43 protein-coding genes and 1 pseudogene are annotated in these 24,593 nt (G+C 70.3%); 7 read left to right on the top strand and 37 right to left on the bottom strand.

The genetic code is table 11. The features are described from left to right. From AC507J_RS09795 to AC507J_RS09615, 37 genes are all read right to left on the bottom strand, one after another. A partial coding sequence (locus AC507J_RS09795; protein WP_496288769.1) for a hypothetical protein occupies positions 1-537 on the bottom strand: 537 nt, incomplete at its 3' end. A gap of 72 nt (positions 538-609) precedes the next feature. Beyond that, entirely contained in the window at positions 610-846 is a 237-nt protein-coding gene (locus AC507J_RS09790; protein WP_496288768.1) for a hypothetical protein, read from the bottom strand. A gap of 29 nt (positions 847-875) precedes the next feature. Further along, positions 876-1,175, bottom strand: a complete 300-nt coding sequence (locus AC507J_RS09785) for a hypothetical protein (RefSeq protein WP_496288767.1) — start codon at positions 1,173-1,175, stop codon at positions 876-878. Next, positions 1,172-1,348: a hypothetical protein gene (locus AC507J_RS09780; protein WP_496288766.1), complete on the bottom strand. Its 177-nt coding sequence runs from the start codon at positions 1,346-1,348 to the stop codon at positions 1,172-1,174. The genes AC507J_RS09785 and AC507J_RS09780 overlap by 4 nt, the downstream gene beginning before the upstream one ends. Further along, positions 1,345-1,752 (bottom strand): hypothetical protein, encoded by a 408-nt coding sequence (locus AC507J_RS09775; RefSeq protein ID WP_496288765.1) that lies wholly within the window; start codon positions 1,750-1,752, stop codon positions 1,345-1,347. Before AC507J_RS09775 ends, AC507J_RS09780 begins: the two co-directional genes overlap by 4 nt. Before the next feature lies 1 nt (position 1,753). Beyond that, positions 1,754-3,244, bottom strand: a complete 1,491-nt coding sequence (locus AC507J_RS09770; RefSeq protein ID WP_496288764.1) for a hypothetical protein — start codon at positions 3,242-3,244, stop codon at positions 1,754-1,756. Next, a complete protein-coding gene (locus AC507J_RS09765; protein ID WP_496288763.1) occupies positions 3,244-3,651 on the bottom strand; it encodes a helix-turn-helix domain-containing protein in 408 nt (135 codons plus the stop codon). Before AC507J_RS09765 ends, AC507J_RS09770 begins: the two co-directional genes overlap by 1 nt. Then, positions 3,648-3,818, bottom strand: a complete 171-nt coding sequence (locus AC507J_RS09760) for a hypothetical protein (protein ID WP_496288762.1) — start codon at positions 3,816-3,818, stop codon at positions 3,648-3,650. Before AC507J_RS09760 ends, AC507J_RS09765 begins: the two co-directional genes overlap by 4 nt. A 13-nt stretch (positions 3,819-3,831) precedes the next feature. After that, complete coding sequence (locus tag AC507J_RS09755; RefSeq protein WP_496288761.1) at positions 3,832-3,957, bottom strand: hypothetical protein; 126 nt, start codon at positions 3,955-3,957, stop codon at positions 3,832-3,834. Then, positions 3,954-4,448 carry a hypothetical protein gene (locus AC507J_RS09750; protein WP_496288760.1) on the bottom strand — a complete coding sequence of 165 codons (495 nt, stop codon included), beginning with the start codon at positions 4,446-4,448 and terminating at the stop codon, positions 3,954-3,956. The genes AC507J_RS09755 and AC507J_RS09750 overlap by 4 nt, the downstream gene beginning before the upstream one ends. After that, positions 4,445-4,693, bottom strand: coding sequence for a hypothetical protein (locus tag AC507J_RS09745; protein WP_496288759.1), 249 nt, complete (start codon positions 4,691-4,693; stop codon positions 4,445-4,447). The genes AC507J_RS09750 and AC507J_RS09745 overlap by 4 nt, the downstream gene beginning before the upstream one ends. Further along, a complete protein-coding gene (locus AC507J_RS09740; RefSeq protein WP_496288758.1) occupies positions 4,686-4,925 on the bottom strand; it encodes a hypothetical protein in 240 nt (79 codons plus the stop codon). Before AC507J_RS09740 ends, AC507J_RS09745 begins: the two co-directional genes overlap by 8 nt. Then, positions 4,922-5,092, bottom strand: a complete 171-nt coding sequence (locus tag AC507J_RS09735) for a hypothetical protein (protein WP_496288757.1) — start codon at positions 5,090-5,092, stop codon at positions 4,922-4,924. Before AC507J_RS09735 ends, AC507J_RS09740 begins: the two co-directional genes overlap by 4 nt. Then, on the bottom strand, positions 5,085-5,390 hold the full coding sequence (locus AC507J_RS09730) for a hypothetical protein (RefSeq protein WP_496288756.1): 306 nt from the start codon (positions 5,388-5,390) through the stop codon (positions 5,085-5,087). Before AC507J_RS09730 ends, AC507J_RS09735 begins: the two co-directional genes overlap by 8 nt. Next, entirely contained in the window at positions 5,387-5,569 is a 183-nt protein-coding gene (locus AC507J_RS09725) for a BldC family transcriptional regulator (protein ID WP_496288755.1), read from the bottom strand. The genes AC507J_RS09730 and AC507J_RS09725 overlap by 4 nt, the downstream gene beginning before the upstream one ends. Continuing rightward, positions 5,566-5,823: a hypothetical protein gene (locus tag AC507J_RS09720; protein WP_496288754.1), complete on the bottom strand. Its 258-nt coding sequence runs from the start codon at positions 5,821-5,823 to the stop codon at positions 5,566-5,568. Before AC507J_RS09720 ends, AC507J_RS09725 begins: the two co-directional genes overlap by 4 nt. Beyond that, positions 5,820-6,269 carry a hypothetical protein gene (locus AC507J_RS09715; protein ID WP_496288753.1) on the bottom strand — a complete coding sequence of 150 codons (450 nt, stop codon included), beginning with the start codon at positions 6,267-6,269 and terminating at the stop codon, positions 5,820-5,822. Before AC507J_RS09715 ends, AC507J_RS09720 begins: the two co-directional genes overlap by 4 nt. Then, positions 6,260-6,550, bottom strand: coding sequence for a hypothetical protein (locus AC507J_RS09710; protein WP_496288752.1), 291 nt, complete (start codon positions 6,548-6,550; stop codon positions 6,260-6,262). Before AC507J_RS09710 ends, AC507J_RS09715 begins: the two co-directional genes overlap by 10 nt. Beyond that, positions 6,547-7,518 carry a hypothetical protein gene (locus AC507J_RS09705; RefSeq protein ID WP_496288751.1) on the bottom strand — a complete coding sequence of 324 codons (972 nt, stop codon included), beginning with the start codon at positions 7,516-7,518 and terminating at the stop codon, positions 6,547-6,549. The genes AC507J_RS09710 and AC507J_RS09705 overlap by 4 nt, the downstream gene beginning before the upstream one ends. Continuing rightward, positions 7,506-7,838, bottom strand: a complete 333-nt coding sequence (locus AC507J_RS09700; RefSeq protein WP_496288750.1) for a hypothetical protein — start codon at positions 7,836-7,838, stop codon at positions 7,506-7,508. The genes AC507J_RS09705 and AC507J_RS09700 overlap by 13 nt, the downstream gene beginning before the upstream one ends. Further along, a complete protein-coding gene (locus tag AC507J_RS09695) occupies positions 7,835-8,443 on the bottom strand; it encodes a hypothetical protein (protein WP_496288749.1) in 609 nt (202 codons plus the stop codon). Before AC507J_RS09695 ends, AC507J_RS09700 begins: the two co-directional genes overlap by 4 nt. Continuing rightward, positions 8,443-8,679, bottom strand: coding sequence for a hypothetical protein (locus AC507J_RS09690; RefSeq protein ID WP_496288748.1), 237 nt, complete (start codon positions 8,677-8,679; stop codon positions 8,443-8,445). Before AC507J_RS09690 ends, AC507J_RS09695 begins: the two co-directional genes overlap by 1 nt. Beyond that, positions 8,676-9,116 (bottom strand): hypothetical protein, encoded by a 441-nt coding sequence (locus tag AC507J_RS09685; protein WP_496288747.1) that lies wholly within the window; start codon positions 9,114-9,116, stop codon positions 8,676-8,678. The genes AC507J_RS09690 and AC507J_RS09685 overlap by 4 nt, the downstream gene beginning before the upstream one ends. Next, entirely contained in the window at positions 9,113-9,562 is a 450-nt protein-coding gene (locus tag AC507J_RS09680; RefSeq protein ID WP_496288746.1) for a hypothetical protein, read from the bottom strand. The genes AC507J_RS09685 and AC507J_RS09680 overlap by 4 nt, the downstream gene beginning before the upstream one ends. Continuing rightward, positions 9,559-10,365 carry an ERF family protein gene (locus tag AC507J_RS09675; RefSeq protein WP_496288745.1) on the bottom strand — a complete coding sequence of 269 codons (807 nt, stop codon included), beginning with the start codon at positions 10,363-10,365 and terminating at the stop codon, positions 9,559-9,561. The genes AC507J_RS09680 and AC507J_RS09675 overlap by 4 nt, the downstream gene beginning before the upstream one ends. Beyond that, positions 10,362-11,372, bottom strand: a complete 1,011-nt coding sequence (locus AC507J_RS09670; RefSeq protein WP_496288744.1) for a YqaJ viral recombinase family nuclease — start codon at positions 11,370-11,372, stop codon at positions 10,362-10,364. The genes AC507J_RS09675 and AC507J_RS09670 overlap by 4 nt, the downstream gene beginning before the upstream one ends. Then, positions 11,369-11,995, bottom strand: a complete 627-nt coding sequence (locus tag AC507J_RS09665) for a hypothetical protein (protein WP_496288743.1) — start codon at positions 11,993-11,995, stop codon at positions 11,369-11,371. The genes AC507J_RS09670 and AC507J_RS09665 overlap by 4 nt, the downstream gene beginning before the upstream one ends. After that, on the bottom strand, positions 11,992-12,468 hold the full coding sequence (locus AC507J_RS09660; protein ID WP_496288742.1) for a hypothetical protein: 477 nt from the start codon (positions 12,466-12,468) through the stop codon (positions 11,992-11,994). The genes AC507J_RS09665 and AC507J_RS09660 overlap by 4 nt, the downstream gene beginning before the upstream one ends. Then, the gene (locus AC507J_RS09655; RefSeq protein WP_496288741.1) at positions 12,465-12,779 is read right to left on the bottom strand and encodes a hypothetical protein; all 315 of its coding nucleotides are present in this window, start codon (positions 12,777-12,779) and stop codon (positions 12,465-12,467) included. Before AC507J_RS09655 ends, AC507J_RS09660 begins: the two co-directional genes overlap by 4 nt. Beyond that, entirely contained in the window at positions 12,779-13,216 is a 438-nt protein-coding gene (locus tag AC507J_RS09650; protein WP_496288740.1) for a hypothetical protein, read from the bottom strand. Before AC507J_RS09650 ends, AC507J_RS09655 begins: the two co-directional genes overlap by 1 nt. Next, a complete protein-coding gene (locus tag AC507J_RS09645; RefSeq protein ID WP_496288739.1) occupies positions 13,213-13,449 on the bottom strand; it encodes a hypothetical protein in 237 nt (78 codons plus the stop codon). Before AC507J_RS09645 ends, AC507J_RS09650 begins: the two co-directional genes overlap by 4 nt. Beyond that, entirely contained in the window at positions 13,446-13,880 is a 435-nt protein-coding gene (locus AC507J_RS09640; protein WP_496288738.1) for a hypothetical protein, read from the bottom strand. Before AC507J_RS09640 ends, AC507J_RS09645 begins: the two co-directional genes overlap by 4 nt. Beyond that, positions 13,877-14,842: a hypothetical protein gene (locus AC507J_RS09635; RefSeq protein ID WP_496288737.1), complete on the bottom strand. Its 966-nt coding sequence runs from the start codon at positions 14,840-14,842 to the stop codon at positions 13,877-13,879. Before AC507J_RS09635 ends, AC507J_RS09640 begins: the two co-directional genes overlap by 4 nt. A 74-nt stretch (positions 14,843-14,916) precedes the next feature. Continuing rightward, complete coding sequence (locus AC507J_RS09630) at positions 14,917-15,126, bottom strand: hypothetical protein (protein WP_496288736.1); 210 nt, start codon at positions 15,124-15,126, stop codon at positions 14,917-14,919. Between the two features lie 184 nt (positions 15,127-15,310). After that, a complete protein-coding gene (locus tag AC507J_RS09625; protein ID WP_496288735.1) occupies positions 15,311-15,586 on the bottom strand; it encodes a hypothetical protein in 276 nt (91 codons plus the stop codon). Beyond that, a complete protein-coding gene (locus tag AC507J_RS09620) occupies positions 15,583-15,786 on the bottom strand; it encodes a helix-turn-helix domain-containing protein (RefSeq protein WP_496288734.1) in 204 nt (67 codons plus the stop codon). Before AC507J_RS09620 ends, AC507J_RS09625 begins: the two co-directional genes overlap by 4 nt. Continuing rightward, complete coding sequence (locus AC507J_RS09615; protein ID WP_496288733.1) at positions 15,786-16,091, bottom strand: hypothetical protein; 306 nt, start codon at positions 16,089-16,091, stop codon at positions 15,786-15,788. Before AC507J_RS09615 ends, AC507J_RS09620 begins: the two co-directional genes overlap by 1 nt. A 246-nt stretch (positions 16,092-16,337) precedes the next feature. Between AC507J_RS09615 and AC507J_RS09610 the strand changes: the two genes are divergently transcribed. From AC507J_RS09610 to AC507J_RS09580, 7 genes and pseudogenes are all read left to right on the top strand, one after another. Further along, a complete protein-coding gene (locus AC507J_RS09610; RefSeq protein WP_496288732.1) occupies positions 16,338-16,781 on the top strand; it encodes a hypothetical protein in 444 nt (147 codons plus the stop codon). A 3-nt stretch (positions 16,782-16,784) separates the two neighbouring features. Then, on the top strand, positions 16,785-18,011 hold the full coding sequence (locus AC507J_RS09605) for a tyrosine-type recombinase/integrase (protein WP_496288731.1): 1,227 nt from the start codon (positions 16,785-16,787) through the stop codon (positions 18,009-18,011). Positions 18,012-18,296: 285 nt separating this feature from the next. Then, a pseudogene (locus tag AC507J_RS09600) lies at positions 18,297-19,352 on the top strand (IS110 family RNA-guided transposase). 164 nt (positions 19,353-19,516) lie between these two features. Next, positions 19,517-20,557, top strand: a complete 1,041-nt coding sequence (locus AC507J_RS09595) for a serine/threonine-protein kinase (protein ID WP_496288730.1) — start codon at positions 19,517-19,519, stop codon at positions 20,555-20,557. 1,273 nt (positions 20,558-21,830) lie between these two features. Then, positions 21,831-23,042: a helix-turn-helix domain-containing protein gene (locus tag AC507J_RS09590; RefSeq protein WP_496288729.1), complete on the top strand. Its 1,212-nt coding sequence runs from the start codon at positions 21,831-21,833 to the stop codon at positions 23,040-23,042. A gap of 121 nt (positions 23,043-23,163) precedes the next feature. Further along, the gene (locus AC507J_RS09585) at positions 23,164-23,328 is read left to right on the top strand and encodes a hypothetical protein (RefSeq protein ID WP_496288728.1); all 165 of its coding nucleotides are present in this window, start codon (positions 23,164-23,166) and stop codon (positions 23,326-23,328) included. Next, on the top strand, positions 23,318-24,496 hold the full coding sequence (locus AC507J_RS09580) for a helix-turn-helix domain-containing protein (protein WP_496288727.1): 1,179 nt from the start codon (positions 23,318-23,320) through the stop codon (positions 24,494-24,496). The genes AC507J_RS09585 and AC507J_RS09580 overlap by 11 nt, the downstream gene beginning before the upstream one ends. Positions 24,497-24,593: the final 97 nt, after the last annotated feature.

Here is a 24,593-nt window from a genome sequence, read left to right as displayed (position 1 = left end):
ATCCGTGACACCCTCACCGGTGGATGGGTGATGCTCGATACAATCGGGCTCGGTTGGTGCCGATGTCACGGACGTAGAGTCCGTGACAATCGCATCCGGTTGTCCGTCACCGTCAATGCTTGCGGCCGTCGAGTTCGCATTCTCGGCCGCCGCCTTCAATCGCTCTCGGCGGCTCCGCTGGCGCTTCGCATCCACTTCTCGGCGGCGCTTGATCCGGGCCTCTGCCTGTTCCTGGCCGCTGTCGGTGCGGACCTTCGACATGTCGACGTCCCAGCGGGCGGTACCGAGGTGGGAGATACCGCGCGGGATCAGGAGACCTTCGGCCTTGAGGCGCTTCTCGGCGCGGTCGATGGTGCGTTCGTCGTAGCCGGTGGCGGCGACGAGAGCGGCCGGGCCCGGGTAGCTGCCCTTGCCATGCTTGTCAGCCCGTTCGCAGTGGGCGACGAGCACGAACTTCGCGACGGTGTCTGGCTTGCCGGCGGGGGTGAGCAGGGTGGGCGATTCGTAAAGTGCCCACTTGACGGCCTCGTAGCTCAAGGTGCGCCCTTCGTTGGTTCGGGGTGGTGCTGGGCCCGGCCAGACGACGTGTCTGGCCGGGCCGGGTAGAGGTCAGTGGGCGGCTCCGGTGAGCCAGGTGCGCGGCGGCACGTGCACGGTCGGCAGGACGCAGCCGGCCGCGCGGAGGTGCAGCAGCTCGATGTCGACGAGCTGCTGCTTGCGGAAGGTGGCCACCGGGATGGGCCGGCCGTTCGGGCAGTGGCAGGTGCTCGGATCGCGGTCAGCGGTAAGGACGCGCCGCTGGCGGCCCTTGGCGTTGCGGGCGGGTCCGTTGTGGATCGGGGTCACTGGGCTCCTTTGGTTCGTTGGACTGGTGGTCACCGTCGGCCGCGTTTCCTCGGCGGCGACGGGCCCGGAGCGGCCGTCTCGTGGCCACAGGACGAGCAGCTGGTGGGGAACATCCGTCGGCGGCCGCCGACGGTGTACGGCTGGCCCGGGTTGAGGTATCCGCCGCACTGCACTCCGGCCGGTGCGTGGCGGCAGGTGCCGACTGACTGGCGTTGGGCGCGGGCGTCTTCCCAGGCGGCTTCGTTGACGCGCCGGGTGCCGGGCAGGCGGTACTTCTTCCAGATGTCGGGTGCGTGGCGGGTGGGGATGAGCGGCTGCTGGTGGGTCATCGCCGGCTCCGGTATGTGGCCAGCACGCGGCGGGACTCGGCCCGGATGCGGGCGACATTCTGGTGGTGCCGCAGGCTGTCGGTGAGCCCGGAGACGATTAGCCACACCAGCGCGACGGCCAGGAGCAGCGCGACGGCCAGGCCGATGACGGTCCCGGCGAGGTCGGCGGTCATCGCCAACTCCACCGGTGCCACCAGCGGCGGTGGTCGGCGTTCCGACTGCGGGCCCGGAAGAGGGCCTCGCGCATGGGCTCACCGTGCCGCTCGACAAGCTGCTCGGCGGCCTCCGCTTCGTACGCCGCCCGCACCTTGGGCTCCTGGAGCTGCTCGGCCAGGGTGGGCGCGAACTCGTCGGCGAACTGGTCGGCCGGGTCGTCGTCGAGCGGGGCGAGGATCATCGGCGGTCCGAACGCCATCAGCGGGTCCGGGCCGGCCCACGGCTGGGAGGTGGGTGTGGGTCGCGCGGGTGGCTGGTGGCCGCGCCGTGTCCACCATGACGGGCTGCCGGGCCGGCTGTCGGGGTAGGTGGCGTAGCCGGGCCGGCCGGCGGCGAGCTTGCGGAGCTGATCGTCGTCCACGTCAGCCCTCCGTCCGGGCAGGGTTGGCCGGGCATGCGGTGGTGCACGTCGGCGTCGGGCAGATCCTCAGCAGCTCCAGCACGCCGTTGCGGGCCTTCCAGGCGGCGTGGACGTGCTCGTTCCACCGGGCGCCGGTCCACTGCTGCGGCCCGTCGGTGGTGCTGACGACCAGTTCGGCGTCGGGCGCGAAGGTGGGGTAGCCGGTGGTGTGGTCGTGCTTCGGCTTGGTCCAGCCGTGCTCGGAGCAGGCGGGGGCGGGGTAGCCGGGCACGGTCCGGGTGCCGGGCGGCTCGTGCAGCGGTGACACGTCGACCTGGGGGCAGGTGCAGCGGGATCCACCGGTGGGGTTCGGCGGTGGGTCGCCCAACCGGTCCGCGACCCGCCCGGCGACCAGGTCGTCGTCGAGCTGGGCAGCATCACGCTCGATCTGCGCGAGGGTGGCCGCCGGCTCGTCGATGCGGTCGCCGATCAGGAAGTGGTCACCGAGGTCACCGACGGCGCAGCGGTAGCGGTGCCCGATCAGCCTGGTGCTCTGGAGGTCGAGGCTGGCCAGCTGTTGGGTGGCGAGCCGGGCGACGTCGCAGTTTCCGCCGGCCTGGCCGGGGCATCCGTCGGGGTGGCCGATGCTCCAGGTGCCGTCGTCGTCGAATGCGATCTCGTGCTGCCAGTCGGTCTGGAGGCTCGCATCGGTCACCTCGCGGCCGACGAACCCGGGCCGCACGGTGATGCCGTGACGCTGTTGGAGCAGCGCGATCGCGCGGTGGATGGGCCCTGTGGGAAGCAGGTAGAAGGCGACGAACCCGCCGTCCTGCTCGCCATGCTCGACGGCCTTGACGACGCAGTCGGCCAGGGCGGCAACCAGGTCCTGGGTGAGATTGGTCTGGTCCGCGGCCCGGTCGTCGGTGGCGCGGTAGGTCTCGACGCCGCCGGTGGCGTGCATCGCGGCGAGGGTCCGTTCGATCTGCTCCTTGGCTCCACGGGGCGAAGCGGGGGCGGTGCCCATCTGCCCGGTGGCCACCGCGTGCTCCAGCCGCCGCTGGACGTCGAGCGGTACCGGGTCGCGCCGGAAGTTGAGGGGCTGGCCGGTGAGGTACGCGTCGAGCAGGTGGTGAACGTAGGCCGGGGTGGTGGCAGCGTTCAGCTTGCGGCGGGCGTTGCGGAGTTGCTCGGCCAGATGCTCCTCGGACTCCTGCGCGTCACGGAGCCCTTCCGCTAGCTGCCGGTTGGTACCCAGCAGGGCGTCGCGCTCGGCCTTGAAGCGGTCGCGGTCGCGGGTGAGGTCGGCGATCATCTGCTGTGCGGCGCTGCGCGGCGCGGGGTCCTTGAGCGTGTCGGCGAGCCGGGCCAGCTCGACCGCGATCGCGTCGGCGTCGGCCTCGGTCGTGGCCACGTGCGCGGCGACCGCCTGCCAGTCGTCGACGGGCTGGCGGAGGCGCTCGGCGGCAATGGTGCGGGCAGCCGCGCGGATGTGATCGGCGTGCGTCTCGGTCATCAGACCTCCGTCTTGGTGAGCTTGGCGAGAGCCGCCAGCAGATTCGGGTCGGTGTCGTCGGGCTGGTCAGCGCGGATGGCGTCAGCGGCGGCACTGTCGGCCCACGAGTCGGCGGCACGCACCAGGGCGTCCACCTGGGCGGCCGACAGGCCAAGCAGCGGCAGGTGATACTCGGCGACGACGGCAAGGCGACGGTCAACGCCGGCGGCCATGTCGACGACGGTGGACAGCATCACGTCGCGGTGAGCGGTCTCGACGCACCAGACGGAGTCCTGCCGCATGCCGCTGATGGCTGCCAGGTCGCGTTGGGTCATGCCGAGCCGATCGCGGCAGTGGCGGATCTGCTGGCCCAGCCGGTGTCGTTCGTCGAGGCTGCCGTCGGTGCGGGTGCGCGTCCGGGCGGTCATCGTTGGTCACCCGCCGCGTCGGCGGGAGCGATCCGGTTGGCGCCGGCGAGCGCGTCGAGGACCGCCTGGGCGAGGTCGCCGTCAGAGGCGAACGGGTCGACCATCAGGGCTTTCTTGACGGCTGCCTCCGCCAGGGCCCTGTCGGCGTCGGTGTACGGAGTCGTCATGCGGTTCCTTCGATCAGCGGCGGGTCAGGATGTAGCGGGTGCGCCGGCGCCTGGCCCGGGCCAGGTAGAGCAGACGGCGCACCCGGTCCGGGGCGGCGCGGAGGCGGGCGAGCACCTCGGCCCGGGTCTGCGGGATCACCGGACCGCCTTGCGTGGCCACGTCGCGACGGTCCGGCCGTCGATGACCGCCCGGCAGTCACCGCCGTGACCCGGTGTCTCCGAGCAGCGGTACGCCATCCACAGCCCTCCGGCGGGCACGGGCTGGACGCCACCGCACGCCGGCCCCTGTTCGGGCGGCAGCAGACCCAAGGCCACTGCGACGGCCGCGATCGTCGGGCACATGCCTGCGCACAGCGGCTCGTCGCAGGCAGGACACCATTGGCATTGGCAGTGGCAGTGGACGGTGCCGGGGGTGTCGTCGGGCATCAGCATGTCAATGACGCCGGTGCCGTCACAGTCCTCGCAGTCGGCGGCGGGCCGTGGTCCTTGGTCGGGTGGGTCGACGCCGTGCAGCGCGGTGACGGCGCAGACGACGGCGCGCAGGGCGGGGTCGGTGCTGGGCTGGTCGACGTGGGCGAGGATGGCGTGCAGCGCCTGGTCCTGCGTAGCGATCAGCAGCAAGTCGTTCATCGCCGCCGCCACTTTGCCGCGTCCGGGCAGTCCACAAAGTGGGACTTGCGCAGGTTCTTCCGGCCGAACGCGCGCTTGGCGGGCACCACCACGGCGGTCAGCTGCCCGTACTGCTCGGCCAGCTGGATGTTGCCGCCGGCCTCCGGGTCGACGTTGACCGGGATCGACTTGCCCCGCTCGGTGACGGCCCAGATCACCTCGACCGTGCAGGACCGGCACTTCTCGGTGGGAAACTCGTCAGGCACGACGCATCCCCGTCAACGCGTGCCGGGGGTCGTCGGGCCAGCCGAAGCAGCGGCGGCACTGCGCGGCCCCGACCGTCGGGAACAGCGGGGCGAAGCCGTGGATGATGTCGGTGCCGGCCAGGTCACCGATGCGAGTCGGCAGGGGTAGCTGCTCGGCGCGTTCGCGGCGCTGTATGCCGCTGGTGGTGGCGGTTCTCGGTGAGCGTGCCCGGGGCAGGGTTGTGGTGGTCATGGCTGCTCGTCTCGGTGGTGGGTGGGCTGGGGGCGGGCGACGCCGCCGGCCCGGGTGGGCGCGGCGGCGTCGCAGCTGGTCGATGGATTGCGGTCGTCTGGGCGTGGTGGTGGGCCGAAACGCTCTGCCCAGACGCGCTGGTAGCCGGTGGTGAGCTGGTCAGCCACGGGCTGGCTCCGCTCGCCGCTGCGCGATGGCACGCCGCCACAGCGCGGTCAGCGCCTCGTACTCCTCGGCGATCGCGTCGTGCGATGCCGACGCCTCGAAACCGAGCCCGGCGGCCTGGTCCAAGTCCATGCCGTCGGCGGGGAAGCCGAGGGTTTGCCCGAGCGGGCAGCAGCCGGGGCTGGCCACGTCGAGTAAGTCGAGGTCGACCTGGTCGTGCCAGCCGGGCACGCGTACGTCGAGCCACGCCGCGCCGGCGTCGACGCGGGCTCGCAGGTCGCTGACCATGAGGGTTGTCATGTCGGCTGGTCTTTCAGCAGTGCCCGGACCTCCGACTCGCGGAATCGGCGGTGTCCGCCGGGGGTGCGGATGCTGGTGAGGCGGCCGGTGGCGGCCCACCGGGTGACGGTCTTCGGGGAGACGCGGAAGAGCCGGGCCACCTCGCCAGGCGTCAGCAGCGGATCGTCCTGAGGGATCACGACGGGGCGCCCTCAGCCGGCGGCGTCCATCCGAGCGCGATCAACGCCTCTCGCGTGCTGTCCGGCACGATCACCGTCGCCTCACCCGACAATGGCGTTGCCTCGTACACGAGCAGATCCAGCTCCAGCCGGGGCACGCTGCGCACGTCGCTGGTGAGGATGTAGCCGCGCACGCAGTCGAGCAGGTTGCCGTCGATGCGCACCTCGGAATTGATGCCCGGCGCGGCGATGATCTCGAAGGTTCGCCTCGTCATGCCGCGTCACCGCCGCCGGAGAACGCCGGCACGGCGACCGGGCCCCGCTCGGCCCGCTCCTCCTCCGCCTCGGCGGCCAGCCGCTCCGCCCGCTCCGCGAGGATCTCCTCCCCGGACGCCTCCGGCACCGCGTCCGGGTTGAAGAAGTTCTCCGGCGCCAGGGTCGGATCCCCATCGAGGCTCTTCCCCGTGCGGTCCTCGTACTCTTGGGCGAGGATCTCCCGTACCCTGTCCGCCGTCACACCCTCCACCGGCTCGATGTGGACGATCTCCACCGTCGGGATCTTGATGCCCTCGCTGATCTCGTCCGCGACGCGCTTCACGTCGTACCGGATGACCGCGTACCGGTCACCGCGCGGCTGCTCGACGAGCTGCTCCTCGATCCGGTTCAGCCCGTTCATATCCCGCTGCGCGCCCGTGAGCTGGGCGCTGATCTTCACTGCCACCTGGTGTGCTCCTTGCTGGGTTGATCGGCCGGGGTGTGTGCCCGAGCCGTGTAAAGGACGCGGCCCGGCCGGACACCGGACGGCGGGAACTCCCGCACCGGCCGGGCGGCCAGACCGTCGAACAGGTCGACGAGTTCCACCGCGCGGCGGCGGCCGCCGCCGCGCAGGAGGGCGGCGAGGGCCTGGAGGCGGCCGGCCCCGTACCGGCGCGCCACCGCCACGCGGCCGCCGGCGACGAGCGTGGCGAGGGCGTCGCGGTCGCTGCGGGTCAGCGTGATCACGGCGTCTCCCGGGCGACGACCAGCACGGTGACCGGCACCAGCGGATGCTCGTGGTCCAGGTCCTCGACGGTGGTCCGGAAGCCACAGTCGAGGCACTGGCGGGCGTCGTACTGCCACAGCACGCGGCCCGGGCCGGCCTCTGCGGCCGGGCCGTCCAGCTGCCGGGCCAGAGTCCTCTCCAGCTCGCCGACGCGCTCCCGGGCAGCCCGCAGTTTCGCCCGTTCCCGGCCCAGCTCCCGCAGCGTCGCGGTCAGCTCGGCGGTGGCCCGCTCGGCGATCTGCCGCTGCTCGGCGAGCAGCTGCGCGGTCGCCTGGTGCTCGCGGCGCTCCTCGGCCAGGTCGGCGCGCAGCTGCTCGGCGACGTCGGCCGTCGGCTCCGGCTCGGCCAGCTGCGCGTCGGGTCGATAGGGGTCGTAGGACAGGTCGGCCGGGTCGTGGTTGCGGATGGTTCCGGGGCCTCTGTGTTCGTGGGCGTGGTCGTCCCGGGCGTCCGCGTCGCTCAACCCCAGCGCGGCGAGGTTGTGGTGCCGGGTGTACAGATGCCGGCGGAGGTCATCGTGGGCAGCCGTCATGCCCCCGGCTACGGTCGGGCCGGGCTTGCCGAGCTGCGCGTCGACGGCGGCCACCAGCCGCAGCGACTCCGCCTGCGCGGCCGGATCCGTGGCCACCACCGTCCCGGACGGCCCACGGCGACGCCGCCGCCTGACCGGCAAGTCCACGTCGCCCGGCTCGGCCGGCAGCGGCCCGCCCACGCACACACCCAGATCCGGACCGTCCGGCCGTTCCTCGACGACACCCGGCACCGGCGACGCCGGATCCGACTCGACCACCGGCCCGGCCTTCGGCGGCTCGTACTTCGCGCACACGCCGCACTGCTTGCAGCCGCCCTTGCCCCGCTTGTGGTCCCACTGCCCGCACTGGCAGCAGCGGCAGGGGCCCGCGTCCGACAGCTCGGTCAGTTCCGCCATGGCCACCACCACCTGCGCTCCGCCGGCGACTCGACCGGCCGGCTCTCCGCCGCCGGCTTCACCGGCTCCGCCGCCGGCGCCGGCGCCCGCTGGCCGTAGCCGAGGTGCGCCAGCTCTGCCACCATCAGGCACTCCAGCAGCGCACGCCGCGGCGGCGACAACTGGTCGAACCGATCCGCGACCGCCTGCCCGGGGCAGACCTGCGGGTATCCGCACGGGTCCTCGGCGGCGTGCGCCCGGGCGAGGCCGGCGAGCTCGGCGATGAACGCCCGGTACTGGTCGACCTGGGCGACGAGGTGCGCGGGGACCTGGCCGCTCATGCCGGCACCACCGGCCCCGACTCGGTGGACAACGTGCGCCAGCTCGGCGTCTCCAACGCGCGGCGGCGGTGCACGTTGACGGTGGCCATCGGCTGCCCGTACGCGGCCCGGCCCATCGTCACCAGCGCTACCGCGTCGGCCTGGTTGTCGTCGCGGGGGTCGATGTGGACCAGGTGGCCGTACACCGCGACGACGCCGGCGATGACCTTGTCCTTGGTCACCTTGTTCTCGCCGTGCGTCGCGCCGGAGCCGGTGGCCCACACCTTCAGCGTGGCCGGCGTGATCTCGATGTAGGGGATCATCTGCACCCACAGCCAGTGCTTCACGACCCAGCGGAGACCGGCGAGCTGATCAACGACGTTCCCGGAGGAGCCGTACGAGGCACCCTCGATGAGCACCAGGTGTGGTCGACACTTCGCGGCCGCAGCAACGTCGTTGAGGATCGATTGGAGCCGGTCGTGGGGCCGGTCCGGTCCCCATGGGGATAGCGCGGTGCGGCAGGCGAGACCGGGCCGACCGTGGTGGTCGTGGGTAACGGCGATACCGGTACCGGTCGGGGAGAGATCGAGGCCAACCATGCGCAGCTCGGTGATTTCGGTGGTCATCAGAACGGGGCCTCCTCGTCGTATTGGTTGCCGCGTAGCCGGTCACCGAGCCGGCGCAGCTGCCACCGGATCCGCCACGTGAGCAGCCACCACAGGTGCTGCACGACGGTCGGGTTGCAGCTCTTGCAGTTCCGGCGGCCGACGCGGCCGGTGTCGCCGCACGGCGGGCAGTCCGGCTCTTCCTTAACCGGGTGGTCCTCGTACGGGCCCCAGTCGTCGAAGTCGTCCCAACTCACGACGCATCACCTGCCGACGAGCGGAGCACGCCCGCCGTCATGCTGATCAGCGCCGACACCCCAGCCACATGGCCCTCCGGGTCATCGAAGCTGGCCCGGAACAGGGCCATCGCCGTGTCCTTGTCGCCGTTGCACCAGGCCGTCACGAACCGGGTCGCCCACAGCCGCGGCCGCATCTCGACCGGGAGTGCGCCCGGGTCGAGCTGTTTGCCGTGCTCGTCGGTGACGCGCAGGAACGTGAATGCGCCCGGCGCGTCGGCTCCCAGGTGTCCCTTGAATAGCTCGGCGAGCACTCCGCACGTGGCCCAGACTCCGGCGGTGCCAGCGTCGGTGGCGATCTCCGCCATCAGTCCGGTGACCGTCTCGTATTCGCGGGCGATCGCAGCGGTGAGCATGGCCTTGACTTTGGGCGTGAGGCTCGCGGCGTCGACGGTCATGACCGACCGCCCAGCGGGATCACGCGCAGCGTCGGCGTCTCCGCCTCCCGCACCGCAGCGGCCGTTTCCCGCGCCGCGTCGGCGAACCCGTGGCCGTCCACCCCGCCACCGAGCGCGTACCGGATCCGGTCGTGGACCGTGCGGACGTACCACTCGGTGTCGTGGTCCAGCTCGGTGATCTCCATGACCCGGTGCCAGCCGGTGATCACCACCGGCCCGGCGTACGGCTGGTGTCCGGCGCCGAGGGCCATCAGCAGCACGCTGCCGACCTCGTTGCGGGGCAGGCGCTTGGGGTGGCCGTCGCCGTCGACCCAGCCCGCCAGCCCTGGCGGCAGTCCGACCCGGTCTGCGTCGTCGCCGATCGCCTCGCGGATCAGCTGGGCGGTGGGGGTGCCGGTGCGGTGGGTGAGAGTGCCGTCGACCGCGACGACCAGCCAGCCGCTCACTCGCCCGCCTCCGCCCGACGCTGCCGGACCACCCGCGCGTACATCGCGCCGAGCTGCTCCTGCTCGCCGACCTCGTTCGTCACCACCGCGCCGAGGAGGTTGTGCTGTTGCAGCTCGCCCGACATCTGCTTGAGCCGGCCCAACGACGTACGCGGGTCCGCGATCTCATCCCGGTAGTCCGCCGGCCGGGCGGCCGGGCCAGCACCCCGCTCGTGGTTACTGGCCTCCGCGTCCAGCCGCGGGTCCCGCGTCGGGATGGACAGGGCGGTGATGAGCAGGTTCCGGTACGCGACGGTGCACGCCTTCGTGGTGCTCTTGTCGCCGGAATCGAACGCTTCACCGCACGATTGCGCGGGCATCGTGTCGCCCTTCGGCCCGTGGATCTCGTACGTCACGGTGACCGTGCACTCGCGCATCTTCTTGTTGTTCGACGTGGCCACGTCCCGGTACGACGGCTCCGTGCGAACCGGGATGACCGCCACACCGTGGCGGCGCAGCGCCGGACCGACCGCGTTGAGGACCCGGTCGACACCTCGATAGCTGTAGTTGCCCTGCCCCGCGACGGCGAACCGGTCGCCCTTGCCGACCGACTGGACGTCGGCCATCACCCGCGCCCACGCTTCGTGCACGGGCACCTGGTCGACGAGGGCGATCGCCCCGGTGTATTCGATGTCGGGCAGCTCGTCGACGGGCTCGGCGGCGCGGGCGGGCGTGGGTCGGACGCCGGCACCGGGGGTGGCGGTCTCCGGCCATTCGTCGGCCGGTGGGGCCTCGGCGGCCTCGGCCCGGTCTCGCAGGCTCACTCGAACTCTCCTGTCCGCCGGAACGCCTGAGCGATCCGGATCTGGTAGTGGGTCTTCTCCGTCACCGCGTCGGCGTAGGCGGCCGGGTGCCGCTCGCGGAGCCGGTCAAGGTCGACGGCTCGCTTGGTGACGGGGTTGAACTCGAAGGCCAGCTCTCCGCCGAACGTGACGGTCTGCGCGCCCCGGGCGAGCCGGGCGAGGGTCGCCCGCGCCTCCTTGAGACGGCGATCAGCGGCACCAGCCCGCGCGGACAACTCGGCGTACTCCATGACCTCGCCGATCTCGTCCAGGTCGATCTCACCGACCCGGTCGGGATGCATCAGCGCGTCCATCTCGATCAGCGCTGCGGCTTTGCTCAGGTCCCACTCGGGTTCGACGCCGGCGAGCAGGTTCTCCTCCCGGAACCGGGTGACCTCACGCAGGACGTACCGCTCCATCCGGTCGTCCCGCTCGACGACGGTCATCTTCAGCTCGTTACCGCCGAGGAGCACCGCGACGTGGATGTGGTCGTAGCCGGTGACGCGCATCTGCCAGGTGGTCTGGGCGAGGACGTCGTCGGGGATGTCGGACCGCCACCGGCTTGCCTTGTACGCCGAGCGGCACTTCACTTCCAGCGCGCACTTGGTGCGGACCTCGCGGTTCATCGGGCATTCGGCCACGCGCCGGTCCAGGGTGGCCATCTGCCACGGCTCGTCGACGTGCGCGACGAGGCCCACGCGTTGGACGACGGACTTCTGCCGGCGGGCCCACTCCCGGGCGACGGGTTCCTCCAGGAGGTTGCCCCACAGGGCGGCTTCGCCGGCGTCGTCGACAAGCTCGCCGCGCTTGTCCCGGTAGACGTGCACGGCGGTGTTGCGGTCGGCGACGCCGAGGATCGCGGCGACGTCGGAGGATCCGATGCCGCCGCGGCGGGCGGCGAGCCAGGTGTCGCGGTCAGCGTCGGCGGGCAGAAGCCGCACGGCGGTCGGAGTGACCCGCCGTGCGGCCGTGGTGGTGCGTTCTGTCACTGCTGGTTGGCTTCCCGGTCGTAGTTGTGCGGCATCCGGGCGTCGGGGTGGACGCGGCAGTCGCCACCGTGGGTGCAGTCGTCGTCCGGAGTGGACAGCCGGTCTCCGTCGATGAGCGCGACGGCGGTTGCCTGGCCGGCGCGGTATCCGGTCGACAGTTCGATGGGCAGCACCGCCAGGGCGGCGAGCACGTCGACGGCCTGCCGCACCGACTCGACCGGATACTCGGCACTGCGCCAGCCGTAGTCGGCCACCCGGCGGCGGACGATCACGGCGTCGTTGCTCCAGTCGACGCCGATCGTGGATTTCGCGAGGTGGCTGTTGTTGATCCAGCCGTTCCACTCGTGCCAAGTCCAACCGTGGGTGCGGGCCCACCGGTGGGCAGCGGCGATCAGCTGCCGGTCGGTCGGCTCGGCGGCGGCCGGGACCGTACGCAGCCGGCGGACCTCGGCGGCCAGCGCGGTGACGGTGCTCGCCAGGCCCGGGATGTCGGCGGCGGACTGCTCGACGGAGAGCAGGTAGCCCGTCACGAGGCCCGGCCGGACGTGGTCCTGGATCCCGGCGTGGACGTGGCGGACACGGTCCACCTCGCGGGTGATGGCGTCCAGGTCGACGGCGCTCACTGGCCGCACCCTTCCGCGCAGTCGTCCTGGCACGGCAGGCCCTCGGCCATCCGCGCCAACGCCTTCGACTCCCAGGCAGTGACCTCACCCGGCCACGGCCACCCCATCCCCTCGGCGAACGCCTTGAGCTTCGGCACCCCGTACTGCGGATACTCGGCCGTCTCCATCGCCTGGACGACGTCGTCGCGGCCGAGGAGCCACGCGAACTCAGCCAGCTTCTCCACCGACCGGCTCGTCGAGATGCCCCGGTGCCCGGCCGCCTTGTCGACGGCGAACTCCAGGTAGTTCCGGGCGTCGGTCTCGATGTCGCCGGGTTCGGTCCAGTCCTCGGCGGGGATCTGCGTTTCGAGGGCCTGCTGCGCCGTGTCGCGGGTCATCGCGTCGGTGAGGACCTCGCGGCGCCAGCCGAACAGGTCTTCGTCGGCGAGTTCGCGGAACCGGGCCAGGATCTCGTCCTGGGTGCGGGTGGTCACTGGCCTGCCCCCTCTGTCTCCGAGGGGTGCTCCTGAGGCTCCGGCCCGTCGTCAGCGGTCTCGGCCAGCTCGGCGGCCAGTGCCTCCGCGATCAACGCCGGCACCAGCTCACCGAGCTGCTCGACCGGCATGGTCAGCCCGTCCAGCGGCACCAGCTCGGCCTCCGCTGGGATAGCCGGCAGCTCCTGGGTGGTGCCGGTCAACGCCTCCGACCAGGCCGGATCGGGCGTCGGGTGGCGGTGGGCGGCGGTGGCCCACCACCCTGACCGCTCGCCGGTCAGTGGTGGCAGCTCCACGATGGTGGTGCGCATCAGGACTCCTCAGATGTGAGTTCAGCGGCGAGCAGCTCGACCGCCCGCCGCCGCAGTTCGGCCACCGCGCTGTCGGCGTTGCGGCACGCCGCCTGGCCGTCACCGACCTGCACCCACCAGGAGCCAGGGCCGGAGGGGCTGCGGCGGATGGCCTGCCCGATGACGCGCGGGTCGGTTTCCGGTCCGGTCTCGGCGACGGCGTGGGTGCCGTAGTTGCAGATCCGCAGCTGCTGGTGCGCTTCCCCCGTGGGGGTGGCCTGCCAGCGCTTCGCGGTGAGAGTGACCCAGCCGGCCTTTTCCAGGTCGGCGATCTGCGCGGATACCTTGCGGGCACCGTCGATGACCCGGTCGTCACCGGCTGCGTCGCGGATGATCTGCCCGGAGGTGACCAGGTCGAGCAGGGCGAGCCGGGCCGGCGTGGGGTAGAGGCTGCTCATGCCGCACCGTCCGGGGGCACCAGCACCACGGTGGTCATGCCGACGCCGCGCAGCAGGCACGGTTCGCAGCAGTGGTCACCCTCGGCGGCGCAGTAGAAGTCGCTCGACGGCGTGCACACGTACTCCGCGCCGCACCGGTCGCACTTCACCGGCTGCCACCCGAAGTCGCACTTCGAGTGGTCGATGGCGGGTGCCGGGGTGACCGGCAGGCCCTCCCACGGGTCGACGCTCATGCGGCTGCACCGCCCCGGGTGGGGTGCGGCGGGCACGCCCCCGTGCCCGCCGCACCCTGCTTGGCCCCCGACCGGGCCGTACGGATGGTGGGGATGCCCGGATGGGCAGCCCGGTCGGGGGAGTCCACCGGCGGCCGTACCCGGCCGCCTACCTGGTAGCCGTCGACACCCGCCGGCAACGGCGGCGGCGGTGCCTCCGGGTCGTCCGGCTCTTCGTCGTCGCGGACCGTGCCGACCAGCCCGAGGTGCGCGGCCGCCCGGCCGGCCGGCAGCAGCGCCGGGTCGGTCTGCGGGCCCGGCTGGGCCAGGGGGCGAGCGATGCGAGCGAGGAGCGCGTCGGTGCAGGGGATGCACGCGCAGTGCGGCGGGTGCTCGTCGGCGACGTCCGGAGTGGTCAGCGGCGCGGCGGCCGGGAAGATCGGCTCGCTCATCGCGTGGCCGCCTGCGGAGCGGTCAGCGTCACCGAGGTCGGATCCGGGTCAACCACACCCCGATCCACCGACTCGGCGGCCGGGTCCGGGTTGGCGATGTGCTCGTTCAGCACCGCCAGCGCCTCCGCCTGGCTGTCAAACCCGCCGACCGCCGCCCCGCACGCGCACACGGCGCTGTTCTCGCCGGCACCGCCGATCGCGCCGGCCGCGTGGTAGTGCTCCGGCTCGACGGCGTCGACCGTGGTCGACGGCGGCTGGTCGCCGCAGGCGGGGCACGGCTCGGTGGGCTCGGTCGGCTGCTCATGCCACGGGTCGCCGCACAGCCCACCGTGGTGGGTGGCCGTGCACGTCGGGTCGCAACCGGGCCGGTGCTCGTCGCCGTAGGCCGGCGTTGCGTCGGCGTCCTCAGCAGCCGGCTTCGGCTCCTTCCGGGACTGCGTGTCGATGTGCAGCTCCAGCCGCTCGGCGAGCGGGATCCTGCCGCGAATCGACGGAATGTCGTTGCTCGTCTGCACATCGCAGCCGACATACTCCGCCCACCGGTCCAGATCAGCCCGCGAGGCAAGCACCCCAGGCTCGGCGTTGAACCAGGACGAGGTCACCGGCAGCTTGAGCTCGACGATGTCCTTGGCCAGCTTCACCAGCGCCGCCGCCACCAGCTCCCGGCGTCTGTCCTCCTTCGCGATCGCCATCTCGGCCTTAACGGCCGCCATCTCCTCGGCGGTGGCCAACCGCACCTCGGAGGAGGTACGCCAGTCCTTCGAGAACGGGTTACCGCCCGCGACCTTTGTGAACAACAGCGACACCATCTCGTCGCCGTTGTGGAAGTCGGTGTAGGGGTGGACGTTCTCGACGGTGCAGACCGTCGTCTCGACGACGGCGCCGCCGAGGCGCAGGACGACGTGCTGCCCGATGCGCAGCTCGCCGGCGGTGGTGTGGGTGCGGGTACTGTCTTCGGTCATCGACCTGCTCCTGCCTAGGAGTGGTGAGTGGGTCGGTACGCGGGCCGTCCCGGGCGATGGGGCGGCCCGCGGTCTTACTGCCGGGCCCGCTGGGCCTCGGTGATCGCGGCGTCGAGCTGCCGCAGCTGCCAGTCGCGTTCCTCCGCCGCCGTCGCCGGCCGCACCGTCACCGGGGCCGCCGGTGGGGCCGGCTGCGGATTCGCCGCACCGGCCAGGTACAGCGAGGTGAGCGCGGTCAACGCGCAGGCCTGCACCGCGATGGCGATCGCTCGGGTGAGTGGCATCGGCGGCGCTTCCTCTCGATGGGTGTCCCGGCCCGCCGGGCCGTGGGCGACCCCCGGGGCTTCGCGGTGGCGGGGATTCGCGGGGGTCCCCGGCGGGCCGGGAGATTGGTGGCCCGCGCCGGCCTGTCGACGTCATTCAGATGGCCGGCGCGGGCTCCGACCAGATGCGGTCGGAGTTCGTGGATCAGCCGACGAGCGGCCGCGACAGCCGCCGCTCCTTGCGCATCGCCCGCCGGTTCTGCCGGGGCGTCAGCCGCTCTCCGCCGTTCTGGCGGAAGTACCGGTCGAGGCGGGCCTCCATCGACAGCGGCGCCGCCGAGCGGCCGCGAGCGCCGGCGCCCTCGGCGGCCGCCTGCGAGCGGGTCCGGCTGGCGCGCATGGAGTCGAACAGGGCGGTGATGGTGCGGCCGGGGCCCGGTGAGGACGGCGGGGTGGACGGGCCGGCGGGTGGGTGCGTCATGCTGCCTTGCCTGCGCTTTCTCGCGATTCGATGTAGTGGTCGGCCGCGCTGGGGCGGACCCGGATGCGGGCCCGGCTGGAGCCGGGCGGAGCGAGATCGACGAACAGCAGCTGTCCGGCCCAGATGGCCCGGTAGACGGTCATCTTGTCGACGCCCCAGCGGGCGGCGACCTGTTTGACCGTGAGCAGCTGGTCGTCCATCAGGCCGGGACCTTCTCGCGGACCTCGAAGATCTCTTCGAAGGTGGGGGAGAGTCCGAGCAGTTCCAGCTCGGCCTTGTGCCGGTCGAGGCCGGCGAGGACCTGGGCGATGAACTTCTCGCCCACGCGGCCCTTGCGGGCGGCCCACAGCGTCTTGGGGTCGACGTTGACGAGTCGGGCGCGGGCGAGGTCGCTCTCGCAGCCGAGGACCCGGGTCATCAGGTCGAACCGGTCGGAGCGGAGCAACACGCCCGCGCGGATGCCCGACTCTGACGCCGATTCTCGGGCTTGCGTGTCTGGGCTCATGTGTCTGGACGTTAATGCCGCAGGTAGCGGGCGTCAACAAAAGTCGGGCATGTGCGCCCGTGGATCAGCCGTTCGGATGACTGGCATCGGGCGTACGTGCCCGAGTACCGTGCCCGTATGTCACAGCGAGTGCTACGCAGGCGACGCAACGCGCGCATGACTAACAGGCCATTCGGGGGTCTACGCCTACGCGACCAGGCAGATCCGCCCTTAGGTTCGGGCGCGCATGCCCCGTATCCTCTGGTCGTGGCAACCGCCGAAAGGTCCATCAACCGCACCGCGTGGGCGACCGTCATCCGGGAACTGATGGCCAACCACACCCGCGGCAAGAAAGAACCCTTCGCACGTCGCCTGGGCGTCAACAGCCGCACCGTCACCCGCTGGCTCGACGAAGAAGTCGACGTCCGCGAAGAGAGCGTCCGACTCGTCGCCCGCACCTTCGACGTCCCACTCGGCGAGCTACTCGTCCGCGTCGGCTACTACCAGCAGGGCGACCTCCACCAGGTCCACGCGCCCAGCCCCGACGAGGTCGCCGCCGATCCCGCCCTCCAGGTCATCGAGCACAGCGACGTCCCGGCCAGGGTCAAGGCCCGCATGCGCGAGCGGCTGTACGAACTCCGCCGGCAGCGTGCCGCCGCCGAGGTCGACGAAGTCCGCTGGTGGCTCGACCACGCCGCCGGCGAGGGATGACCCGTGGCCTGGATCCGCCAGCTGTCCTCCGGAAAGTGGGCGGCCACCGTCCGGCTACCCAAGGGCAGCGACCCAGACCGGGTCACCGAGACCTTCCGGCTCAAGGGCTCCGCCCAAAGTTGGGCGGCCGACCTGGAGGCCGACATCCGCAAGGGCGACTGGATCGACCCGCGTGCCGGCAAGAAGACGGTCGGGGAGTGCTGGGAGCAGTGGGGCACGACGGCCCGCCGCCTGGAGCAGGCCAGCCGCCGCCGCGACCAATCCCACTGGCGGGTGCACGTCGCGCCCCGCTGGGCTGACGTTTCGGTCGGCACGATCCTCAAGCCGGACGTCACCGCGTGGGTCGTCGAGATGGAGGGCACCCACAAGGGCAGCTGCCGCAAGCGGGACACCTGCCACGGCTGCAAGCCGCCGGTCGGCGCCGCCACCATCGAGGGCGCCATCGGGGTGCTGCGCGCCGTCTTGGACCTGGCCGTCGACGCCCGCCTCATCCGGGTCAACCCTGCACGCGGAGTCCGGCGGCCGAAGCGCAACGCGCACGTCGACCGGGTCCTTGACCCGGACGAGGAGAAGCAGCTGGTCGACGCGCTCGACCGCATCTTTCCCGGCCGGGTCGACGCGGGCCTGTTCGTGGAGTTGATGGCCGACACCGGCCTGCGTTGGGAGGAAGCGGCGGCCATCCCGCCGGAGCTGGTCGACACCCGCCGGCACCGGATCCACATCGCGTGGGTGCTGGAGCGCGATGGCACAGCGCGCCCGTACGCGAAGTCCGCCGCGGGCAACCGGATGGTGACCTACGGGGAGCACCTGGTGGGCCGAATGAAGGCAGCGAAGCTGGCCGCGCCGGAAGTCATCGGCGTGTTCCCCGGCGACGGCCCGGGCCGGCTGGTGTTCACCAGCGAGCAAGGCGACGCGCTTCGGTACTCCAACTGGCGGCCGCGGGTGTGGTTGCGGGCGCTGCACGGGGTGCCGGAGCGCAAGGTGGTGAAGGGCCACCCGTACCGGCCGGCGATTGCCGGCGCTGGACTTGAGGACCCGCAGCCGACCGCCCACGACCTGCGGCACACCTTCGGTACGCGGCTCGCCGACGAGGGAGTGCCGCTGCACGACATCATGGCGCTGATGGGGCACGAGGACATCCGATCGGCGCAGCGGTACCTGCATTCCCGGGAGGAGCGCTTCGACCGGGCGCGGCAGGCGATCAGGCGTGCTCGGGCGGGCGGATCGTGAGTCAGCGGCGTGATCTTGATGTGTCACCCATGAGTCATGATCTTGAGACGGCATGTTATTCGTGCCTACTCGCGCATACGACTTTTTGCAGGTCGGAGCGGCTACGCGGATAGAGCCGCAGGTCAGGCGGGGTGGCCTTCCTTCGTTCACACCGAAGAGGTCACTGGTTCGATCCCAGTATCGCCCACGCAGCTCAGGCCACTTCCCGGCTCCGGGAGGTGGCCTTTCTGCTGCCCGTACAGCCGCCGGGAGGGCGGCTGACGCCGGTTGGCGGACCTCACCAGCATGGCAGCGAAGAAGCGGTCGGTCATCGGTGGTGTCGACACCCACCGAGACACCCACCACGCGGCGATCATCGACAGCACGGGCGGACTTCTGGCCGACGCCGAGTTCCCCGCGAGCAGCGACGGCTATGCCGACCTGCTGGCCCGGATGCGCTCCTTCGGTCGGCTGGTCGCCGTCGGGGTCGAAGGCACCGGCAGCTATGGTGCTGGCCTGGCCCGCTACCTCACCAGCCGGAAGGTCACCGTTGTCGAGGTCGACCGCCCGGACCGCAGGAGCCGCCGGACCAAGGGCAAGTCCGACCCGATCGACGCCATCGCCGCAGCCCGATCAACCCTCGCCGGCACCGCCATGGGCGTTCCGAAGACCCGCACCGGCCCCGTGGAAGCTCCGCGCGCTTCGAGTGGCCCGCCAAGGAGCGGTCAAGGCCCGGCCCGCACCGCCGCGATCAGCCAGATGCGCGGCCTGGTCGCCGCCCTCGAGAACCTGCGGGCACAGTTGACCAAGCTCAGCGCCGCTGTCCTGGTCAACCGTTGCGCTGCCCTGACCGCCGACGCGATCCGGCTGACCGACCCGCAAGAGGCCACCGCTGCCGCGCTGGCCAGGCTCGCCCGGCGAGTCAGCATCCTGACCAAGGAGATCACCAGCCTCGACAGGCAGCTCGCGCCTCTGGTCCGCCAGGCCGCGCCCCGCACCAGCGCCCTGTTCGGCGTCGGCACCGACGTCGCGGCCCAACTACTCATCACCGCCAGCGACAACCCCGACCGCTTGCGGTCAGAAGCGGCACTGGCCCACCTCTGCGGCGGCGCACCCATCCCCGCCAGCTCCGGACGGGTGCGCCGCCACCGCTTGCACCGAGGAGGCGACCGCGGCGCCAACCATGCCCTGCACACCATCGCGCTCTGCCGCCTGCGCTATGCCCCATGCACCCGTGCCTACCTGCACCGACGCATCGCGGAGGGTCTGAGCAAGCAGGAGATCCTCCGCTGCCTCAAGCGCTACATCGTCCGCAACGCCTACACCGCCCTCCGCGCCGACTTCACCGCCCTCACCCCTTGAACCTGCATAGGAGCATCGGGATGGACCGCGCCGATTGGGCAGCGGCTTCAGCGTGAGTAGACAGGACCAAAAACCGTTAAGATGACCTGCAATTAGTTATGAATTCCTCCATTTTGGTCGATATGCTCGAAGTCGATCCCGCCCTTGTGGCGTACGATATGGGAGTGGCTATTGAGACAATCCAACGCCGGTTCGAGGTCATTGAACGCCTAGGTGCCGGTGGCATGGGCGAAGTCTGGCGAGCATATGACAAACTGTTGGGTCGCGATGTTGCGATCAAGTTTATCGGTGAGCGCGAGTTGCGAGAAACTCCAGGCGCTGAAGCCATTCTTCGTGATGAGGCGAAGGCTGCGGGCAGTCTTCTGGGGCACCCTCAGGTGGTAAGTATCATAGATTTACTGGAAGTCAAGACAGCTTTGCACCGAGGGCCTGCCCTGGTCATGGAGTACGTAGAAGGGTGCAATCTTGCAGAATGGATTGCAGTGCAAGTTCCAAAGCTAGACGAGCGCACTCGGCGCAGTCTAGGCTTATTCATCTCCTTAGAGATAATTCAGGCAATACAGGCGGCACACCGACGAGGCATCTTGCATCGGGACATTAAGCCGCTGAACATCTTGCTATCGACCGACGGCAGGGTTAAGGTAGCCGATTTTGGGCTGGCCCGAGTGGTGGAAGCGATTACGCGAACACACACGGTCAAGGCTAGGCAGACTCCCTTGTACGCTGCTCCTGAGCAGTGGCGAGAAGAGAAGGTCGACAAGGATACGGACATCTATCAACTGTGTGCCACCATCTACCATCTCTTGGCCGGACGCCCTGCCAATGAAGGATCGGGACTGTGGGGCCTCTATCGATGGCACGAGGAAGGGAAAGCTTCGCCCTTGGAAGCGCACGTTCCGTCGCTGCGGACGGACGTTGCGGAGATAGTGACGAGCGGGCTGGCGGCGGCTAAGGGGGAACGGCCTTCGCTTTGGCGAATATTCGACTGCATCTCCGACGCGCTAATGAAGCCCTGCCGCCTTCGTGTCGACGGATCGGGTTGCACAGATGAGCAAATAGCTAGAATCGCAGCAGTCGTTGATTTTGGAGAACAATCAATCCGGGAGCCCAAGGAAGGCGTTCTCTTTCCGAATCCGATAGAGGCCGCCCAAGAAGGAATAGCAGTTGTTTTGATGGGTGGAAAGAGCACGATTACGGATCCGTAACGGCCTTGCCGCGAGTCGCCGCGCGCCCCTCCTTCGACGAGGCGAGGCGGGTGGCTGTCGACAGCGATGGTGACAGCAGCCATGCTGGACGACCGTGTCCGATGGCAGCCGAATACGGGATGGTCGCCTAGAGGTAGCAAACCTGGCCAGCCGCTGCCGGACGGCCTGCACAGAGCTTACAAGCGAGAGGTCGGCGGCACGGCGAGCTGCCTTCGCACGTTGTCAACGAGGGCCAAGTCGCGTCGCAAGGGGCCAGTGACAAGAACTGGACAGCCACTTCGAATCAGATCGCCTAGCGTGATGCATTCTTCACTCACGATCACCGATTGGTGGCGAGTGCATGGCGACTCGGGCGGGACGTAAGATACCGAAGCGGTATAAGGCTGGCTCGGTCCTGCTGGTGTTACCGGCGGCCATCGTTTTTGTGCCCATCTCCGCGATCCAGCGAGACTGGGCGATGCTTGGGTGGTCCCTGTCGGCTGTCGTCGCCATCCCCTGTTGGCTTCTGGCCTTCGAAGCGCCAACCGTTTGCGGTGTCCCTACCCAGCGCGGTAGGGGATGCCGCAACTTCACTACCGGCCTCCTGTTCGGCTGTGCGAACGCGCCTGGGCATTGTTGGGCCAAGGCGTTCGCGTGGTTTGGATGGCATCGGGCGGCAATGCCCGTGGGGCGGTCGGCCCAGACGGGTAGCGACCGCGATCCATTCCTGGATGGCGACGCTCGGGGACCCCTCCAGGCAGAGCCTGTGTTGGTGAAGATCCAGGAAGGCGCAGGGAGCCGTGTCGCCATTGTGTTGGCCGCGCTGTCATCAGCATGTGCGGTGATCTCGGCTGGAGCGGATATTGCAGGCCTCTAGGCAGTTCCCGCGACAGCGTTCCAGCAGGTACCGAGATACAAGCCCAAGGCCGAGCGGTCAAGATCCGGCACATGCGCGGAATGATCAAGATTCTGACTGATGGAGCGTTGGGCGTATGTCTCCTGCTAGGAGGCCGGCGCGCCCGGCAAGCGCAATTGCCTTCCTAAAGCGTGTGCTTGAGACTGGTGACAGCAACGAGCCGGGGCCACAACGCAGACGAACGCCCCAAGTGGCAGACATCGGCATGCGTTGATGGACGGTGCGCCCAGAACCTGCAAGCGAGGGGTCGGCGTGCTGACAGGACCAGGAGTCGCTGGCGTGTGAGGGGTTATGGGGCGGTCTGCCGGTCGGTAGCGTTGAACGTGATTGCGGCCGATCAGTCGGTAGTGCGTCCTGCGCTACGCGAGGAGGTTCCGGGTGGATTCTTTGCCGGAGTTGACGTTCGGGCAGCGGTTGAAGGTCTATCGGGAGCGGTCCGGGAAGAGCCGGGCGGTGCTCGGTGGGTTGGTGGGTCGTAGCGCCGAGTGGGTCAAGGCGGTGGAGGGCGATCGGATCCTGCCACCGCGCATTCACATGCTGGATCGGATCGCGCGCGCCCTGAAGATCGACGTGTCGGTGTTGGCGGTGGAGCTTGGTGACCGTTCTGGTGTGGTCAACGGGCCGGAGCATCCGGCGTTGGGGTCGGTCCGGGATGCCGTGAACCGTGTCGTGCTCTCCGGCGATGTCCCGGCGGAGTCGTTGTCCAGGCTGCGGGAGCGGCTTGCGGTGGCGTGGCGGGCGCGGCATCAGGCATCGGATCACCGTACGGTGCTGGGCGGGTTGTTGCCGGGGTTGCTGCACGACGGGCAGCGCGCTGTGTTGGCGTACGAAGGTGAGGAGCGGCGGCAGGCGCAGGCGTTGTTGACGGAGACGCTGGGGTTGGCGCAGATGTTCATCGCGTATCAGCCGGCTGCGGAGTTGCTGTGGCGGGTGGCGGATCGGGCGATGGTGGCGGCGCAGGAGTCCGGTGATCCGGAGGCGATCGCGTGTGCGGGGTGGTTTTTGTGTCAGGTGCATCGGGACGCCGGTGATTGGGATACCGCGATGGTGGTGACGTTTGACGTGTTATCGGCGTTGGAGCCGCAGGTGGCCGATGGGAGTACGAATCTGCTGGCGCTGTGGGGTGCGCTGAACTTCGAGGCCGCGTATACGGCTGCTCGTGCGGGTGAGGAAGGGCGGGCCTGGCGGTACTGGGATCGTGCGGACCAGGTGGCGCAGCGCCTGCCGGAGGGTTTCTATCAGCCGCAGACGTCGTTTTCGCGGGTCATTATGGGCGCTCATGCGGTGACGGTGGCGGTGGAGTTGCAGAAGTCTGGTGAGGCGGTGCGGCAGGCCCGTCGTCATGATGCGGCGGCGATTCCGTCGAGGCCGCGTCGGGCACGCCATCTCATCGAGGTGGCGCGGGCGCACTACGGCAAGGACGACAAGGAAGCGACCGTGGCGACGCTGCGGCAGGCGTACGAGTCGGCTCCGGAGACGATCCGCTTCAACGGGTACGCCCGCCAGATCACCTTGGACCTGCTCGACGGTCCGCGTTCCATTCGGGAAGACGCGCGTGACCTCGCGGCCCGGGTCGGACTCGTCTCCTGATTCAGGGTAGGAACCTTACCCAGCCTGGCTCGCGACTGAACGTAGTTTCTCGCTCACGGGATGCGGTAGACGCTGTTGCTCCTTCCAGAGCACGTACCGCGCCCTGCCAACGGAGATGGGGATGAGCGAGAAATCTTCGGCCAAGAGTCGGGGCGAGCAGATCCAGGAGGCGGAACGCGAGGCTGCGAAGCAGCGGATTCTCGCGCAGGCTGAGGCGGAGCGGATACCGGTCGAGGAGACGACTCGGGCTGTGTCGGATCGGCCGTGGCGTCGTCGTGAGCGGTGACCGGGTGCCGATCGGTCGGCGGGTGGCTTATCTGCGGGCGCGGCGGCGGTTGTCGCAGCAGACGCTTGCCGATCGGTTGGGTAAGTCGAAGAGTTGGGTGGACAAGGTCGAGCGTGGGGTCCGCCGCCTGGAGCGGGTGTCGACGATCCGGGAGATCGCCTCGGTGCTGCGGGTCGACGCGGCGACGCTGCTCGGTCGGGATGCCCAGCCCGCCGGTGTGGTCGAGCGGGACGAGGACGTGGCGCGGATCCGGGCGGCCCTGTCGACGTACGAGATAGGGCGTGACCGACCGGCGCCGGTGCTGCCGGCCGAGCAGGTTGCCCGGCACGTCGGGTACGCCTGGACTGCATATCAGCATGCTCGGTATCCGCAGGTGGTCGAGCTGCTGCCGAGTCTGCTCAGCGATGTGCAGCGCGCGTATGCCCGGGATCGGTCGGCTGGCTGGCTGGTGGTGGAGGCGTATCGGGTGACGGCAGCGCTGTTGGTGAAGCTGGGTCAGGCGGATCTGGCGTGGCTGGCGGCGGATCGGGCGGTGGCTGCCGCTGCCGGTGATCCGATGTTGGTGGGGTGTGCGGCGGTGCAGCTTGGGCAGGTGTTGCGGTCCTCGGGTCGGGCGCGGTCGGTGTTGCTGGCGGCGGCGTACCGAATCGGTCCTTCGGATTTTGATTCCGGTGGGGTGGGGGAGGTGTCGTTGTGTGGGGCGTTGGTGCTGCAGGCGGGGTTGGTGGCGGCTCGGTGTGGTGAGGAGCGGGCCAGTGGCGAGTTGTTGGACGAGGCTGCCGAGTTGGCGGTGCGGGTGGGGGAGGGGTTCGACCTGCATCGGACGGGGTTCGGGCCGACGGCTGTGGAGTTGGCCCGGGTCACCGCTGCGGTGGAGTTGGGTGACGGGGCGGCGGCGGTCGCCCGGCACCGGCACGCGATCCGCCGGGGCGGGTGGGTCGTGCTGCCGGTCGAGCATCGGGCCGCGTACCTGATCGATGCCGCCCGGGCGTTTCTCCAGGCCGGGGATCCGACGAGCGCGGCACGTGCGCTGCTGAATGCGGAGCGGCTGGCACCGTACGAGATTCGTCGCCGGCCGGTGGGCCGGGATGTGCTGGCGGAGGTCGCCCGGGATCCGAAGGCGCCGACGATGATCGGTGAGTTGGCGCTGAGCCTCGGGCTGGTGTGAGCGGTGACCGCGCCGTTCCTGTCGCTCGCGCAGATCCGTAACCGGCTGGCCCTCGCCGCCCGGCGCGCCCGCCGCGACCAGAGGTGGCAGGGGAGCC

The sequence above is a fragment of the Micromonospora sp. PRAS1 genome (assembly GCF_059553435.1).
This window is presented reverse-complemented; position numbering and strand designations above follow the sequence as displayed.

Coding starts and splice junctions, on each gene's coding strand:
- AC507J_RS09785 (WP_496288767.1), bottom strand. CDS start 1,175: ATGACCCACCAGCAGCCGCTCATCCCCACCCGCCACGCACCCGACATC.
- AC507J_RS09780 (WP_496288766.1), bottom strand. CDS start 1,348: ATGACCGCCGACCTCGCCGGGACCGTCATCGGCCTGGCCGTCGCGCTG.
- AC507J_RS09770 (WP_496288764.1), bottom strand. CDS start 3,244: ATGACCGAGACGCACGCCGATCACATCCGCGCGGCTGCCCGCACCATT.
- AC507J_RS09765 (WP_496288763.1), bottom strand. CDS start 3,651: ATGACCGCCCGGACGCGCACCCGCACCGACGGCAGCCTCGACGAACGA.
- AC507J_RS09760 (WP_496288762.1), bottom strand. CDS start 3,818: ATGACGACTCCGTACACCGACGCCGACAGGGCCCTGGCGGAGGCAGCC.
- AC507J_RS09750 (WP_496288760.1), bottom strand. CDS start 4,448: ATGAACGACTTGCTGCTGATCGCTACGCAGGACCAGGCGCTGCACGCC.
- AC507J_RS09740 (WP_496288758.1), bottom strand. CDS start 4,925: ATGACCACCACAACCCTGCCCCGGGCACGCTCACCGAGAACCGCCACC.
- AC507J_RS09730 (WP_496288756.1), bottom strand. CDS start 5,390: ATGACAACCCTCATGGTCAGCGACCTGCGAGCCCGCGTCGACGCCGGC.
- AC507J_RS09720 (WP_496288754.1), bottom strand. CDS start 5,823: ATGACGAGGCGAACCTTCGAGATCATCGCCGCGCCGGGCATCAATTCC.
- AC507J_RS09705 (WP_496288751.1), bottom strand. CDS start 7,518: ATGGCGGAACTGACCGAGCTGTCGGACGCGGGCCCCTGCCGCTGCTGC.
- AC507J_RS09700 (WP_496288750.1), bottom strand. CDS start 7,838: ATGAGCGGCCAGGTCCCCGCGCACCTCGTCGCCCAGGTCGACCAGTAC.
- AC507J_RS09695 (WP_496288749.1), bottom strand. CDS start 8,443: ATGACCACCGAAATCACCGAGCTGCGCATGGTTGGCCTCGATCTCTCC.
- AC507J_RS09685 (WP_496288747.1), bottom strand. CDS start 9,116: ATGACCGTCGACGCCGCGAGCCTCACGCCCAAAGTCAAGGCCATGCTC.
- AC507J_RS09655 (WP_496288741.1), bottom strand. CDS start 12,779: ATGCGCACCACCATCGTGGAGCTGCCACCACTGACCGGCGAGCGGTCA.
- AC507J_RS09650 (WP_496288740.1), bottom strand. CDS start 13,216: ATGAGCAGCCTCTACCCCACGCCGGCCCGGCTCGCCCTGCTCGACCTG.
- AC507J_RS09645 (WP_496288739.1), bottom strand. CDS start 13,449: ATGAGCGTCGACCCGTGGGAGGGCCTGCCGGTCACCCCGGCACCCGCC.
- AC507J_RS09640 (WP_496288738.1), bottom strand. CDS start 13,880: ATGAGCGAGCCGATCTTCCCGGCCGCCGCGCCGCTGACCACTCCGGAC.
- AC507J_RS09635 (WP_496288737.1), bottom strand. CDS start 14,842: ATGACCGAAGACAGTACCCGCACCCACACCACCGCCGGCGAGCTGCGC.
- AC507J_RS09630 (WP_496288736.1), bottom strand. CDS start 15,126: ATGCCACTCACCCGAGCGATCGCCATCGCGGTGCAGGCCTGCGCGTTG.
- AC507J_RS09625 (WP_496288735.1), bottom strand. CDS start 15,586: ATGACGCACCCACCCGCCGGCCCGTCCACCCCGCCGTCCTCACCGGGC.
- AC507J_RS09620 (WP_496288734.1), bottom strand. CDS start 15,786: ATGGACGACCAGCTGCTCACGGTCAAACAGGTCGCCGCCCGCTGGGGC.
- AC507J_RS09615 (WP_496288733.1), bottom strand. CDS start 16,091: ATGAGCCCAGACACGCAAGCCCGAGAATCGGCGTCAGAGTCGGGCATC.
- AC507J_RS09585 (WP_496288728.1), top strand. CDS start 23,164: ATGAGCGAGAAATCTTCGGCCAAGAGTCGGGGCGAGCAGATCCAGGAG.